The sequence below is a fragment of the Mesorhizobium sp. WSM4307 genome (genome assembly GCF_007003945.1).
GTDB lineage: Bacteria > Pseudomonadota > Alphaproteobacteria > Rhizobiales > Rhizobiaceae > Mesorhizobium.
In genome coordinates this window covers 51,966-66,042 of sequence record NZ_VFTB01000001.1, presented here as the reverse complement: position 1 = coordinate 66,042, position 14,077 = coordinate 51,966, and the positions used below count along the sequence as shown (strand labels likewise).

12 protein-coding genes are annotated in these 14,077 nt (G+C 62.8%); 5 read left to right on the top strand and 7 right to left on the bottom strand.

Annotation, left to right across the window (positions count from 1 at the left end; translation table 11 throughout):
* Positions 1–127: 127 nt before the first annotated feature.
* A complete protein-coding gene (locus FJV83_RS00285) occupies positions 128–1,981 on the top strand; it encodes an AsmA family protein (RefSeq protein WP_095775499.1) in 1,854 nt (617 codons plus the stop codon).
* 140 nt (positions 1,982–2,121) lie between these two features.
* Here the strand turns inward: FJV83_RS00285 and FJV83_RS00280 are convergent, their stop codons facing one another.
* The 6 genes from FJV83_RS00280 to FJV83_RS00255 all read right to left on the bottom strand — a co-directional run bounded on the left by FJV83_RS00280 (position 2,122) and on the right by FJV83_RS00255 (position 9,129).
* Positions 2,122–2,940: an ABC transporter permease subunit gene (locus FJV83_RS00280; protein WP_095775498.1), complete on the bottom strand. Its 819-nt coding sequence runs from the start codon at positions 2,938–2,940 to the stop codon at positions 2,122–2,124.
* Complete coding sequence (locus FJV83_RS00275) at positions 2,937–3,905, bottom strand: ABC transporter permease subunit (protein WP_095775497.1); 969 nt, start codon at positions 3,903–3,905, stop codon at positions 2,937–2,939. Before FJV83_RS00275 ends, FJV83_RS00280 begins: the two co-directional genes overlap by 4 nt.
* Before the next feature lie 9 nt (positions 3,906–3,914).
* Positions 3,915–5,057: an ABC transporter ATP-binding protein gene (locus FJV83_RS00270; protein WP_095790163.1), complete on the bottom strand. Its 1,143-nt coding sequence runs from the start codon at positions 5,055–5,057 to the stop codon at positions 3,915–3,917.
* An 80-nt stretch (positions 5,058–5,137) separates the two neighbouring features.
* Positions 5,138–6,235, bottom strand: a complete 1,098-nt coding sequence (locus tag FJV83_RS00265) for a polyamine ABC transporter substrate-binding protein (protein WP_095775495.1) — start codon at positions 6,233–6,235, stop codon at positions 5,138–5,140.
* A 349-nt stretch (positions 6,236–6,584) separates the two neighbouring features.
* Positions 6,585–7,538, bottom strand: coding sequence for a DMT family transporter (locus tag FJV83_RS00260; RefSeq protein ID WP_142877321.1), 954 nt, complete (start codon positions 7,536–7,538; stop codon positions 6,585–6,587).
* Positions 7,539–7,680: 142 nt separating this feature from the next.
* A complete protein-coding gene (locus FJV83_RS00255; protein ID WP_142886937.1) occupies positions 7,681–9,129 on the bottom strand; it encodes an XRE family transcriptional regulator in 1,449 nt (482 codons plus the stop codon).
* Positions 9,130–9,368: 239 nt separating this feature from the next.
* Here FJV83_RS00255 and aceA point away from each other — a divergent pair, with 239 nt between their 5' ends.
* The 3 genes from aceA (at position 9,369) to FJV83_RS00240 (ending at position 11,642) form a co-directional block, all read left to right on the top strand.
* The gene (gene aceA, locus FJV83_RS00250) at positions 9,369–10,658 is read left to right on the top strand and encodes an isocitrate lyase (RefSeq protein ID WP_142886936.1); all 1,290 of its coding nucleotides are present in this window, start codon (positions 9,369–9,371) and stop codon (positions 10,656–10,658) included.
* A gap of 56 nt (positions 10,659–10,714) precedes the next feature.
* Entirely contained in the window at positions 10,715–10,957 is a 243-nt protein-coding gene (locus FJV83_RS00245; RefSeq protein WP_006202762.1) for a hypothetical protein, read from the top strand.
* 241 nt (positions 10,958–11,198) lie between these two features.
* Positions 11,199–11,642, top strand: a complete 444-nt coding sequence (locus tag FJV83_RS00240) for a response regulator (protein ID WP_095775490.1) — start codon at positions 11,199–11,201, stop codon at positions 11,640–11,642.
* Positions 11,643–11,731: 89 nt separating this feature from the next.
* On the opposite strand, the gene FJV83_RS00235 is transcribed toward FJV83_RS00240, so the two are convergent.
* Positions 11,732–12,448, bottom strand: coding sequence for an HAD family hydrolase (locus FJV83_RS00235; RefSeq protein WP_095793643.1), 717 nt, complete (start codon positions 12,446–12,448; stop codon positions 11,732–11,734).
* 143 nt (positions 12,449–12,591) lie between these two features.
* On the opposite strand from FJV83_RS00235, the gene FJV83_RS00230 reads away from it, so the two are divergent.
* Positions 12,592–14,028, top strand: a complete 1,437-nt coding sequence (locus FJV83_RS00230; RefSeq protein WP_179296552.1) for a glutamine synthetase family protein — start codon at positions 12,592–12,594, stop codon at positions 14,026–14,028.
* The last annotated feature ends 49 nt before the right edge of the window (positions 14,029–14,077 follow it).

Here is a 14,077-nt window from a genome sequence, read left to right as displayed (position 1 = left end):
AAGCGCTCAGGTGTGCGCAAATGCCATCGCCGGGCCATAAAGACTTGAAATGCCTCAGTCCTAAGTCGTAGTGACGACTGGGGTTTTGCGTCAGGCGATTAATCGGAACGGAAGCATATAGGGCAAGATGCCATCATCCTTGATCCGCCGCGGAGTATGGGCGATCGGCGCTGCCGTGATCGTCATCGCTCTGGTGGTCGCAGCCCTGCCGCTGATCGCCTCGACGCGCATCGTGCGCGATCGCATCGCTTGGGAAATGAGCGCCTGGAGCGGCTTCCGGGTCGCCATCGAAGGCTCGCCGCGCATCGAGGTCTGGCCGAAATTCCGGGCGATCCTGACCGATGTCACGCTTTCGAAATGGACGGACACCGACGCGCCGCCGGTCGTCGAAGCCGAACGCGTCGAAATCGACCTATCGGCCATGGCGGCGTTGCAGGGCGACGTGGCGTTTTCCACGGCGCGGCTGGTGCGGCCGACGATCCGGGTCCAGCGCACGGCGGACGGCCTGTTCCTGCCCACCGCGCCGACCGGTGGGCGTATCGCGCGCTCCATCGACACGGCACGCGGCGTGGTCAGTGCCGATCCAGCCAAGCCCGACCTCGACAAGCTGCCGACAGATGCCTTCGGCACGGTTGAATTCAGGGACGGCCGCATGGTGACTTCCGTCAACGGAAAGGACGTGGAGATCCTGAGCAGCCTGAGCGGTCAGGCGACCTGGGCGGCGATGAACAGCAATGCGACGCTGTCGGCAACCGGAATCTGGCGCGGCGAAAGCGTCGCCCTCGACGCTGCCTCACAGAAGCCGCTGGTGCTGTTTGCCGGCGGTGTGGCGCCGCTCACCCTGTCTTTCAAGGCAGCACCCGCCACCTTCTCCTTCGACGGCACGGCCAGCATGTCCGACAACGCCTATTTCGACGGCCAGGTGAAGTTCGCGGCACCCTCATTGCGCCGTGTGCTGGAATGGTCGCAGGCCGGTATCGCGCCAAGTGCCGCGATCGGCTCGGTCAGCATTTCGAGCAAGGTCACGGCGTCGGCCGGACGCGTCAAGTTCGAGAACACGGCGCTGACGCTGGACAACAATCCGGGCATGGGCGCGCTCGACCTGTCGCTTGGCGACGCCCAACCCGTGATCTCGGGCACGCTCGCCTTCGACACGCTCGACCTCAGATCGTTTCTGTCCGCCTTCACCCCGCTGGGACCGGCGAGCGGGGCCGGCCCAGGTGACGTTGAGGCAAGTTTCGCCGACCGGGTCAATCTCGATTTGAGGCTGTCGGCGGCGCATGCCACGGCCGGAACGATCCAGCTTGCCGATGTCGCCGCAACCGCCCAGGTCAAGGACGGACTTTCCGTCTTCGATATCTCCGACGCCTCGGCCTTTGGCGGCAATATCCAGACCAGCCTCCGATTCGACCGCAAGCCCGAGGGCACACAGGTCGAGATCCGGCTGCTTGCGTCCGATGTCGATGGCGGCGCGTTCGGCACGGCGGCGGGCATGACCCGACTGGTGCCGGTCGGCACGGGCACCGTTTCGGTCATCCTCAAGGGACCGGGCAGGACCTGGGATTCGATCTTTGAAAACGCCGACGGTTCGGTCTCGGCGACCTTCGGCCCCGGCGCGCTCAGCAAGTTCAACCTGCCGGCCTTTCTCAAGCATACCGAACAGGGCGGCTTCTTCGCGCTCGACGACGTCTCGGACGGCACGCTGCCGATCGACGGCGCCGAAGTGAAGGCGACCATTTCGCGAGGCGTGGCGCGGCTGGACAAGGCCGAGGCCAATTCGGCGAAATACAAGATCTGGCTTACCGGCATCGCATCCTATGCGGGGCGCGGACTGGCGCTGTCCGGCGGCGTCATCCAGCCGGACCAGGCGGCAGCGCAGAAGACCGGCCAGCAAGGCCCCAACCAGTCGTCCTTCTTCGTCGGCGGAACCTGGAGCACGCCGTTCATTTCGCCGATAAGCCGTGGGGTTTCGGGCGAATAGAAGCGCGCTTACGTTTCGTTGAGCGTCAAACCGGCTTCACCCTCGGGTCAGGCCCGAGGGAATGCTTTTTCGGGGTCATGCTTCCGTTCAGTTGAGCATGATCTTGCTCGAAAACCGGCTTCCACTTTTCGGGATCATGCTCAGCCGCGTTGCGCCGCCTGTTCGTCGAGCTGGCGCTGCACCTCACGACGCTTGTTGGCGATCGAAGCGATGATGACGCCGACCGCGACGACGGCGATCAGGATGGTGCAGGCGGCATTGATCTCCGGCGTCACGCCGAGACGGACCTGGCTGTAGATCTTCATCGGCAGCGTCGTGGCGCCCGGTCCCGAGGTGAAGCTGGCGATGACCAGATCGTCGAGCGACAGCGTGAAGGCCAGCATCCAGCCGGATACGATCGCCGGCAGGATCACCGGCAGCGTGATCTGGAAGAAGGTCTTGGCCGGCGTTGCGCCAAGATCCATCGCCGCCTCCTCCAACGACCGGTCGAAGGAAACCAGGCGCGACTGCACGACGACCGCCACGAAGCACATCGTCAGCGTGATGTGGGCGAGCGTCACCGTGAAGAAACCGCGGTCAAGCCCGACGGCAACGAAGAGCAGCAGCAGCGACAGGCCGGTGATGACTTCCGGCATGACGAGCGGGGCGAAGACCATGCCGGAAAACAGCACCCTGCCGTTGAACCGTGTGTAGCGCGTCAGGGTGAGTGCCGCCAGCGTGCCGAGCACGGTTGCCACGGTGGCCGAAATGACGCCGACACGCGCCGTCACCCAGGTGGCGTCCATCAGGCCCTGATTGTGGAACAGCGAGACGTACCATTTGGTCGAGAAGCCGCCCCAGACGGTGACGAGCTTGGATTCGTTGAAGGAGAAGACGATGAGCAGCACGATCGGCAGGTACAGGAAGGCAAAGCCAAGCACGATCGAGGTGACGTTGAAGCGGCTCCAGGTGGTGTTCATTTGCCCTGCTCCTGGGCACGCGCCTGTGCCTGCTGGAAAAGCATGATCGGCACGGTGAGCAGCAAAAGCAGGATGACGGCGACGGCCGACGAGACCGGCCAGTCGCGGTTGGCGAAGAACTCGTTCCACAGCGTCTTGCCGATCATCAGCGTCTGCGATCCGCCGAGCAGGTCGGGGATGACGAATTCGCCGACGGCCGGGATGAACACCAGCAGGCAGCCGGCTATGACGCCCGGCAGCGACAGCGGGAAGGTGATCTTCCAGAAAGCCGCGGTCGGCGGGCAGCCCAGATCCTTGGCCGCCTCGATCAGCGAGTAATCCATCTTTTCCAGCGACGAATAGAGCGGCAGGACCATGAAGGGCAGGTAGGAATAGACGATGCCGATGAAGATCGCCGTATAGGTGTTGAGGATGACCAGCGGCTGGTTGATGATATGCAGCGACAAGAGCAGCTGGTTGAGCAGGCCCTCGGGCTTCAGAATGCCGATCCAGGCATAGACGCGGATCAGGAACGACGTCCAGAACGGCAGGATGACCAGCATCAGCAAGGTCGGGCGGATGGTAGCCGGCGCGCGCGCCATTCCATAGGCTATCGGGTAGCCCACCAGCAGCGTCAGCACGGTCGAAATGGCGGCGATGATCAGGCTGGTGATGTAGGCCTTGAAATAGAGCGCGTCCTGCGTCAGCCAGACATAGTTGTCGAAGTTAAGGTCGCGGAACCCGGCGAAGAAGCCGGAGACGCCGTCGCTGAAGTCGAGCACCGGCGTGTAGGGCGGCATGGCGATCGCAGTCTGCGACAATGAAATCTTGAAGACGATGACGAAGGGGATGAGGAAGAAGAACAGCAGCCAGAGGTAGGGGACGATGATGACGAGCCGGTTGATGAAACCGGCACCCAGCCGCGTCAGGAACGGCTTGGCGGCGGTCGGTGGCGCGGCGGCATCGGCGACGGCGATGTTGGACATATCAGCCCCCTACCGCGCCAGCACGACGCCGGCATCGGGCCGGAAGGATACCCAGGCGCGGTCGTTCCAGGTCAGCGGATCCTCGGTCACGCGCGCCGCGTTCAAGGCGCTTGCCCGCACGATCTGCCCATCGTCGAGCCTGATGTGGTAGACAGTCATGTCACCGAGATAGGCAACGTCATAGACCTCGCCTTCCAGCGCGTTGACGGCATCGGCCGGCTTCTTCGACGAGACCTTGATCTTTTCAGGCCTGATGGCGAAGACGATATCGGCATTGGCCGCGGCCGCGGCACCGCCATTCTGGACGACGATCTGGGCACCGCTCGGTCCGGTGATGCGGGTGGTGTTGGCCGACCGCTCGGCGACCTTGCCCTCGAACATGTTCACATTGCCGACGAAATGGGCGACGAAGCGCGAGGCCGGGGCTTCATAGACTTCCGCGGGTGTCGCCACCTGCATGACCTCGCCCTTGTCCATGATGGCGATGCGATCGGCCATGGTCATCGCCTCTTCCTGGTCGTGGGTGACGACCACGAAGGTCAGACCGAGCTCCTGCTGCAAGTCCATCAGTTCGAACTGGGTTTCCTCGCGCAGCTTCTTGTCGAGCGCGCCGAGCGGCTCGTCGAGCAGCAGCACCTTCGGCCGCTTGGCGACCGAGCGGGCGAGAGCGACGCGCTGGCGCTGACCACCGGAGAGCTGGTGCGGCTTGCGCTTGGCGAACTGCTCGAGCTTGACCAGCTTCAGCATCTCGGCAACGCGCTTTTCGATATCGGGCTTGGGCATGCCTTCCTGCTTGAGGCCGAAGGCGATGTTGTTCTCCACCGTCATATGCGGGAACAGCGCATAGGACTGGAACATCATGTTGACCGGCCGGCGATAGGGCGGGATGCCGCGCAGATCCTGGCCATCGAGCAGGATGCGGCCGGCCGTCGGTTCCTCGAAACCGGCAAGCATCCGCAGCAGCGTCGACTTTCCGCAACCCGAGGCGCCGAGCAGGGCGAAGAACTCGCGCTCGAAAATGGTCAGCGACAGATTGTTGACGGCGGTGAAGTCACCGAACTTCTTGGTGACGTTGTCGAACTGGATGTATGGCTTGGCGTTCGGGTCGTTCCATGGCGCGAAATCCCTGCGGATGCTGCCAAGCGATTTCATATCCCCACTCCGTTTTGCTTCCTGCTTCGTGCCCCAAAAACGCGACCCCGGCAGTTGTCTGCCGAGGTCGCTTCAGATGCTTATTGGCCGGTAACGATCTTGGTCCAGGTGCGCGTGATGACGCGCTGGGTCTTGGGATCATAAGGGGAGACCGTGTAGAGCTTCTGCAAGGTCGCGTCGTCGGGATAGACGGCCGGGTCGCTCAGCAGTGCCTTGTCGACGAACTGCTGCGATGCCTTATTGCCGTTCGCGTAGAGCACGGCGTTCGACGATTTGGCGATCACTTCCGGCGTCATCATGTAGTCGAGGAATTCATGCGCTTCGGCGACATGCGGCGCATCGGCGGGGATCGCCATCTGGTCGAACCACATCTGGGCGCCTTCCTTAGGCACGGAATAGCCGATCTCCACGCCCTGCTTGGCCTCGACCGCGCGGTTGCGCGCCTGGAAGACGTCACCCGACCAGCCGACCGCCAGGCAGATGTCGCCATTGGCGAGCGCATTGATGTACTCCGACGAGTGGAACTTCCTGATGAAGGGGCGGACCTTCATCAGGGCTTCCTCGGCCTTGGCGATGTCGTCGGGCGAGGTGCTGTTCGGGTCGAGGCCGACATATTTCAGCGCCGCCGGAATGATGTCGGCCGGCGAATCCAGCACATAGACACCGCAATCCTTCAGCTTGGCGAGACTTTCGGGATTGAAGAACACGTCCCAGCTGTCGATCTTGTCGGTGCCGAGCGCTGCCTGCACCTTCTTGATGTTGTAGCCGATGCCGACCGTGCCCCACATGTAGTTGATCGAATACTCATTGCCGGGGTCGTATTTGGCGGTTCTTTGCGAAACCGTATCCCACATGTTGGAGAGGTTCGGCAGTTTCGACTTGTCGAGCTTCTGGAAAACGCCGGCCTGGATCTGGCGGGCCAGGAAATTGCCGCTCGGCACGACCACATCATAGCCGCTGCCACCGGCCAGCAATTTGGTTTCCAGGATCTCGTTGGAATCGAACGTGTCGTAGACGACCTTGATGCCGGTCTTCTTGGTGAAGTCGTCGATGATCGTCGGGTCGATATAATCGGACCAGTTGAAGACGTTGACGACGCGGTCCTCGGCATGCCCGGCGGGCGTGAACAATGTCAGAAATACCGAGGTCGCCGAAAGCCAGAGCGCTTTGCGGATCATGCTATTCTCCTTTGGTGAGTGTTCCTTCGCCGGCTCGTCGCGAACCCGCGCGACCGGGCATTTGTTTCAGACTATTGAGCTTTCCAGAAAGCGACAAGCGCGAACCGCCGACACCATGCAGGCGGTTCGATGAGCGGCAGGTGATGGCTCTGTGTCTCTGCAGCGGCCCGGGTGGCGTGCCGATGCCGTCAAAGGCTTTCGCCGTGGCGCGGGCAGAGATACGACGATGTGGTCCGGTCTCAATCTGACCGGCAGGGAGACTTGGCAAGATACGCCTGTCTTGTTGTTGCCGTAGTCTCAGCCTGCCCGCGCGGCAGCGAATTTGTCAATGGCAAAGCTGCACGCCGCATCAATTAGGCGACGGCACCCCGGTGACCCCCGCGCGCTCGGGCCGTGCCTGGCGCTTGAACTCGAGCCCGATATGGACGAGCAGCGCGGTGACCACCACGGCGCCGCCGATGATGGTGCGCCCGGACGGCACCTCGGAATGGATGAGCCAGACCCATATCGGCCCAAGGATCGGCTCGAAGGTGCCGAGCAGTGCCGCGATGGCCGCCGGGATCAATCGCGCGCCGGTGGCAAAGAAGGCAAGACCAATGCCGAGATTGACCACGCCGAAGGCGAAGAGAAAGCCCATGTCGGCGGCTGACACTGTGAAGGTAGACGCCTGCGAGGCGGCAAAGCCCGCGGCCAGGATCGTGCCGAGACAGGTCGCCGGCGTCATGCGCACGCTGGCGAACCGCCTTGTGATGACGGTGGCGACCGAGAACATCAAAGCGATCAGCAGCGCCAGCCCGTCGCCTATGGGCGAGACGGCGCCATCAAGCGATTCAGACACCATGATGGCAACGCCGGCAATGACGGCGGCAATCGCCACCCAGGTCACGGCACTGACACGTTCGCGAAACAAGGCCCAGGCCAACAGCGCCGCCAGAAGCGGCACGCCGGCCTGCATCAAGAGGATGTTGGCGACGGTGGTGTAGGCGAGTGCCACGACGAAGGCGGTCGATGCGATGGCGAAACAGAACCCGACGGCAAGGCCAGGCAGTCCCATGTCGCGAAACGATTTCAGCATGCCGCGCCAGCCGTCACGCCAGGTCATAAAAGAGAGCAGGAAGGCGGCGGCCCAGACGGAGCGCCAAAAAATAACCGTCCAGCTGTCGCCGACAGTGATGAAGCGGGCGATGGTGCCGCCGAAACTCCACATCAGCGCCGACAGGAAGACCAGAAGCATGCCGACACGTTCCTCGCGCGGCGAGGAAGTCGATGCAACAAGGCCCGGCGATGATGCTGCGTCTGTCATGGCCGCGACTGTCGAGCTTTTGTGGACGGGGCGATGCGCAAGGGGCGACAAAAAACTGCTCTGTTCGCGTAACGCAAAGAGCTACGCCGCGAGTGATCCAGAAACCGGCGACGATTGTGGCACCTTTACTGCTGCTGCCGCATTACTGGAAGTCGAAGGCGCTCAGGCCCGTCACCATCTCGTCGAGGCCAAGCGGACGCGTCACCGGCGGTTCGGCCCGCGCCAGACAGCCGACGCGCTCGCAAAGCCGGCAGGCGGGTCCGACCGGCGTCGCCGCGACGGCGCCTTGTCCAGCCCTTGCGCCGACCGCGGCGCCGGGCAGTGCCGCGCCATAGACGATGTCGTCGCGAAAGCCGATGTCGCAACCGAGCAGCAGTGCTGTGCGGCGCGGACGCTCCGCGAACGCGCCCTGCGGCCCCTCAAGCGTGCGGGCGATGCACAGGAACTCGGCGCCGTCAGGCATTTCCACCGCTTCGACGAAAACCTGGCCCGGCTGGGTGAAGGCGGCATGGACGGGCAGCTTGGGGCAACCGCCACCGAAGCGGCTGTGCGGAAAGCCCTGGCTGCCGGCCCTGCGAAAGCGGTTTCCCGCATTGTCGACCTCCAGCATGAAGAACGGCACTCCGAGTGCGCGCTGCCGCTGCAGCATGGTCAGCCGGTTCGCCGCCTGCTCGAAGGAGACGCCGAAGCGCGAACGCAGGACGTCGATGTCGTAGCGGGCGCGGACGGCGGCGGCATGAAAGGTCTGGTAGGGCATCATCAGCGCATGCGCGGCATAGCGGCCGAGCTCGAAACGGGCGAGGCGGCGGGCCTCGTCCGTGGTCAGCTTGAGCGCCTGGATCTCGCCGGCGACCGCGACCGTCATGCGGATCAGGCAGGCCTCCATCGCCACCTCGCGCAGTTGGTCGAACGGTGACAGGCGCTCGGACAGGAACAGGCGCTGCGAATGGCGGTCATAGCGGCGGCGCCAGTTCGGCATGGTGGCGACCGGCAGCACCTTGACCACGATGCCGTATTCGCGCTTCAGCCATGCCTTCAACGCACCGAACAGATCGTCGCCGGGATCGAGCACCGCGGTGAACGCCTCGGCTTCTTCCTCAAGTGCCGTAAAATGGTTTGGCCGCCGCTCGAAGGTCTCATGCACCTCGTCGATCGGCAGGCGAGCGCCGGACAGCGCGGTCGCCCGCCCCTCGCGCGCCAGGAGTTCGTTGAGGTCTGACAGCCGATCGGCCTGCTCGCGATAGGCACGAAACAGTTTTATCACCGCCGCGGACGCATTGGGCGCCGCCTCGGCAAGTTCGATCAACTCCTGGTCTCCCGGCAATTCGCCGACCAGCAGCGGATCGGTGAACACCTCCTTCAAGGCCGCGACCGATCCCCTCGCCTCGCCCTGCAGCTCATGCGGGTCGACCTTGTAGACGGATGCCAGCTTGAGGATCAGCTGCACCGTCAGCGGCCGCTGGTTGCGCTCGATCAGGTTGAGGTAGGACGGCGAAATGCCGAGCCCCTCGGCCATCGCCGTCTGGGTCACGCCCTTGGCGTTGCGGATGCGGCGGATGCGCGGCCCGGCGAAAATCTTCTGCTCAGCCATCGACTGCCCTTGACAGGAATTTACACGACGTTCGCGGCAATCCCATTGCCGGTGAGTTTTTACAATTATGACAGATTTACATCACCACCCTGTCAAACACAACACAGGTTTTCCCTAATTCTCGGCCACATAGCCTGATTTTTCTGGCTGATTTCGCGCCGCAATGTAAATTCGGTCACATCCAGATGTGCCAGAAGATCGGCGCGTGAACAAAGTCCAGCAATCCTTCGGAGTGACTCATGACCGATTTTTACAATCTCGTTCCCTCGGCGCCGGAAGGTCGCTTCGACGGTATCGAACGTCCCTATTCGCCGGAGGACGTGAAGCGGCTGCGCGGCTCGGTGCAGATCCGCCAGAGTCTCGCCGAAATGGGTGCCAACCGGCTGTGGAAGCTCATCCACGAGGAGGATTTCGTCAACGCGCTCGGCGCCATGTCCGGCAACCAGGCGATGCAGCAGGTCCGCGCCGGACTGAAGGCGATCTATTTGTCGGGCTGGCAGGTCGCCGCCGACGCCAACACCGCCTCGGCGATGTATCCCGACCAGTCGCTCTATCCGGCCAATGCCGCGCCGGAGCTGGTCAAGCGCATCAACCGCACGCTGCAGCGTGCCGACCAGATCGAGACCTCGGAGGGCAACGGGCTTTCGGTCGAGACCTGGTTCGCGCCCATTGTCGCCGACGCCGAAGCCGGCTTCGGCGGGCCGCTCAACGCCTTCGAGATCATGAAGGCGTTCATCGAGGCGGGCGCCGCCGGCGTCCACTACGAGGACCAGCTGGCGTCGGAAAAGAAGTGCGGCCATCTCGGCGGCAAGGTGCTGATCCCGACTGCCGCGCATATCCGCAACCTCAACGCCGCGCGCCTGGCCGCGGATGTGATGGGCACGCCGACCCTGGTCGTGGCACGCACCGACGCCGAAGCCGCGAAGCTTCTGACATCCGACATCGACGAGCGCGACCAGCCCTTCGTCGACTACGATGCCGGACGCACGGTGGAAGGCTTCTACCATGTCAGGAACGGTATCGAGCCCTGCATCGCGCGGGCCGTCGCCTATGCGCCTCACGCGGACCTGATCTGGTGCGAGACCTCGAAGCCGGACCTCGTACAGGCCAAAAAATTCGCCGAGGGCGTGCGCAAGCACCATCCGGGCAAGCTGCTCGCCTACAATTGCTCGCCCTCGTTCAACTGGAAGAAGAATCTCGACGACGCGACGATCGCCAAATTCCAGAGGGAACTCGGCGCCATGGGCTACAAGTTCCAGTTCATCACGCTCGCCGGCTTCCACCAGCTCAACTATGGCATGTTCGAACTGGCGCGTGGCTACAAGGAACGGCAGATGGCGGCCTATTCCGAGTTGCAGGAAGCCGAATTCGCGGCGGAAGCCAATGGCTACACCGCGACCAAGCATCAGCGCGAGGTCGGCACCGGCTATTTCGACGCCGTGTCGATGGCAATCACCGGCGGCAAATCGTCAACCACCGCCATGCATGAATCGACCGAGCACGCACAGTTCAGGCCGGCCGCCGAATAGCGGATCAGAAACACCGGGGAAACGCCCAACAGGGCTTCAGACACAGGAGAAGACCAATGGCATCGATAAGCCGCGTCAAGGAACGGGCAGAAGAACAATCGACCACGATGAGCGTCGACCAGCAGGCAACAATCCGCATGCTGGCCAACGATCTGCACAGGCTCAACCAGTCGGTGATGAAGGCAGTCGAGGCCGGCGTCTCGGTGGAGCTGGTGCGCTCGGCGAGGCACCATGGCGGCGACGGCAATTGGGGCGACCTGCTGATCCCGGTGATCGTCACACAGCAGAGCCATGGCTGACCGGAAATCGTTGCAACCGGCCCTTCACCTGCGCAGTGTATGCGCAGGTGAATTATATTTTTATGCAACCGATCCGTGGACAGGGCAGTACAGTACTGTTGCTTGACTCCACTGTCGCAGGAGGCGTTTTCGGAAGCCTTTTATTTCAACTTGACATGGGGTGCGATCTCACGCCAATTGTCGACCAGATTCAACTCTGCATTGAAATAGGGGCGAGTTTCTTGGCCGACCTGGGTGCCCAGTGACTAACAAGGGCGAGACCACAAAACATCCGAATCTGGTGACCCAGGATTCAAGCACCGAGACGATCCGCGGTCCCTCGCAAGTGCTTGTTGTCGGGAAATCGCCGATCAATCGCGTGGTGGTGTCGAAGATCGTCGAGCGATCCGGGCTCAAGCCAATCTCGGAATCGCCCGACATGGCGGCGAAGACCTTGCGAACACTGGTGCCAGGCGTGATCGTTCTGGATGGCGGCGCGGACAACAAGGACTGCGACACCCTGATGTCCGGCATCGAAACGTTGCGACGGGCTTCGGGAAAATCGTTTCCTCCCGTGATCCTGCTTTCAACCAAGACCGGTACGCCGGAGAGCCTGGGCCTGTCGAATTTGATTGACGTCGTGGTCGCCAAGCCGATCACGCCTGAACGGCTGCAACCGGTGATCGATCGCCTGATAAGCCGCTAAGGGCGTCGCCTGACGCGCTTCAGGTCATTGTTCCATGCATGTCGTTCTCCCAAAACCGAGGTCACTTTTGGGCGACGTGCAAAGCGCGATCAACTCCCTCCGGTGATGGTTTGGACCAGTTCGGGCAATTGCCCGAGGTCCGATATCTGGCGAAACCGCGGCTCGGCGAGCGGCGCCTCGACATGCTCGAGCACCCAGGTGAGTTCGTGCGGCACATGAACACCCCAGCCGCCTGCCTCGATGGCCGGCACCACGTCCGACTTCAGCGAATTGCCGACCATCATGCTCTTTGCCGGACCGTCACCGTGGCGGCTGAAAAGGCGGGAATAGGTCGCGGCATTCTTGTCGCTGACGATCTCGACCGCGTCGAACAGGTCACCGAGGCCGGACCCGGCCAGCTTGCGCTCCTGGTCGAAGAGGTCGCCCTTGGTGATCAGCACGAGGCGGTACGCGCCCGCAAGTTTCTCCACCGTCTCGCGAACATGCGGCAAGACCTCGATCGGGTGGCTCAGCATCTCGCGGCCAGCCTCGAGGATCTGCGCTATGACCGAAGCCGGTACGCGCCCGTCGGTGACCTCGATCGCCGTTTCGATCATCGACAGGGTAAACCCCTTGATGCCGAAGCCATAGACGGCAAGGTTGCGCCGCTCGGCCTCGAGCAATCGCGCCGAAATCTGGTTCTCCTCGCCATGATCGGCAAGCATGGCGGCGAAACGCTTCTCCGTCATGCGGAAGAACTGTTCGTTCTGCCAAAGCGTGTCGTCTGCGTCGAAGCCAATGGTCGTCAGTTCGTCGTTGTTTCGCATCGATGCCTTCCGGGTTGCGAGCCGTACGAACCTAGGCCGGCCGACGTGATTTTCAACCGGCACGAGGAATGCCGGCAGCACCTCCCCTTCCCTTAAACAGTGGGGCACGGCTATACTCCGAAATCCGCAACCCAATCTGGTGAATGATGCCGCCTGCAAAAAAGGAAGTCCGTCCGTCGAGCCGCGGAGGACGAGCGCGTACGCCTGCCTTCGTGAAAAACCTGCGTGGTGTGAAGAACTGGAAGGAAGTCAGCGAGTGGCTGGAATGGCGCGGCATCGAGGACATCGAATGCATCACGCCTGATCAGGCGGGCGTGGCCCGCGGCAAGATGATGCCGTCGAAGAAATTCACCTCCAACACCTCGCTGGCGCTGCCTTCGGCCGTTTTCATGACGACGATTTCCGGCGGCTATCCTGAAGACGGCAACGGCTTCCACTATCCTGAGGACGACGGCGACCTCAAGCTGATGCCGGACCTGTCGACGCTGACAGTGGTGCCCTGGGAAGAAGACCCGACGGCCGCCGTCATATGCGACCTCGTCCACCAGGACGGCCGCTCGGTCGAATTCACGCCGCGCAATGTGCTGAAGCGCGTGCTTGCCGCCTATGACAAGCTCGGGCTGAGGCCGGTGGTGGCGCCCGAGATCGAGTTCTACCTGGTGCGCAAGAATCCGGACCCGGACTATCCGCTCACCCCGCCCGTCGGCCGCTCGGGCCGTGCGATCGGCGGCGGCGCCGGCTATTCGATCGCCGGCGTCAACGAGTTCGACGAACTGATCGACGACATCTACCACTTCTCCGAAAGCCAGGGCCTGGAAATCGACACGCTCATCCATGAAGAGGGCGCCGGCCAGCTCGAGATCAATCTGCGCCACGGCGACCCGATCGAGCTCGCCGACCAGGTGTTCATGTTCAAGCGCACCATCCGTGAAGCCGCGCTCAAGCACGAGATCTACGCCACCTTCATGGCCAAGCCGATCCAGGGCCAGCCGGGTTCGGCCATGCATATCCACCAGTCGATCATCGACAAGAAGACCGGCAAGAACATTTTTTCGGCCGAGGACGGCTCGGAGACCGAGGCGTTCTTCCATTTCATCGGCGGCATGCAGAAACACGTGCCGAACGCGCTGGTGATGTTCGCGCCCTATGTCAATTCCTACCGGCGGCTGACGCAGGCGGCCTCGGCTCCGGTCAACAACAAATGGGGCTATGACAACCGCACCACGGCGTTCCGCGTGCCGCGTTCGGATCCGGCGGCGCGGCGAGTCGAAAACCGTATCCCGTCCTCCGATGCCAATCCCTACCTGGCGCTGGCGGCTTCGCTTGCCTGCGGGCTGATCGGCATCACCAGGAAGGTCAAGGCCGAGCCGCCGGTGCTGACGACCGCCAATGCGGACGAGATCGACCTGCCGCGCAGCCTGCTCGAAGCCGTCGACCTGTTCGAGGGCGACGAGGAACTCTGCGCGCTGCTGGGCAAATCCTTCGCCGCCACCTATGCGGCGATCAAGCGGGCGGAATTCGAGACCTTCATGGAAGTGATCAGCCCGTGGGAGCGGGAGTATCTGTTGCTCAACGTATGAGCGGCGACGCTTGAATGGTGAATAGTGAATGGTGAGTAGCTTCATACTG

What these genes read in the sequence shown, in the direction of transcription:
- FJV83_RS00285 (WP_095775499.1), top strand. Translation starts at nt 128, where the DNA reads ATGCCATCATCCTTGATCCGCCGCGGAGTATGGGCGATCGGCGCTGCC.
- FJV83_RS00280 (WP_095775498.1), bottom strand. Translation starts at nt 2,940, where the DNA reads ATGAACACCACCTGGAGCCGCTTCAACGTCACCTCGATCGTGCTTGGC.
- FJV83_RS00275 (WP_095775497.1), bottom strand. Translation starts at nt 3,905, where the DNA reads ATGTCCAACATCGCCGTCGCCGATGCCGCCGCGCCACCGACCGCCGCC.
- FJV83_RS00270 (WP_095790163.1), bottom strand. Translation starts at nt 5,057, where the DNA reads ATGAAATCGCTTGGCAGCATCCGCAGGGATTTCGCGCCATGGAACGAC.
- FJV83_RS00265 (WP_095775495.1), bottom strand. Translation starts at nt 6,235, where the DNA reads ATGATCCGCAAAGCGCTCTGGCTTTCGGCGACCTCGGTATTTCTGACA.
- FJV83_RS00260 (WP_142877321.1), bottom strand. Translation starts at nt 7,538, where the DNA reads ATGACAGACGCAGCATCATCGCCGGGCCTTGTTGCATCGACTTCCTCG.
- FJV83_RS00255 (WP_142886937.1), bottom strand. Translation starts at nt 9,129, where the DNA reads ATGGCTGAGCAGAAGATTTTCGCCGGGCCGCGCATCCGCCGCATCCGC.
- aceA (WP_142886936.1), top strand. Translation starts at nt 9,369, where the DNA reads ATGACCGATTTTTACAATCTCGTTCCCTCGGCGCCGGAAGGTCGCTTC.
- FJV83_RS00245 (WP_006202762.1), top strand. Translation starts at nt 10,715, where the DNA reads ATGGCATCGATAAGCCGCGTCAAGGAACGGGCAGAAGAACAATCGACC.
- FJV83_RS00235 (WP_095793643.1), bottom strand. Translation starts at nt 12,448, where the DNA reads ATGCGAAACAACGACGAACTGACGACCATTGGCTTCGACGCAGACGAC.
- FJV83_RS00230 (WP_179296552.1), top strand. Translation starts at nt 12,592, where the DNA reads ATGATGCCGCCTGCAAAAAAGGAAGTCCGTCCGTCGAGCCGCGGAGGA.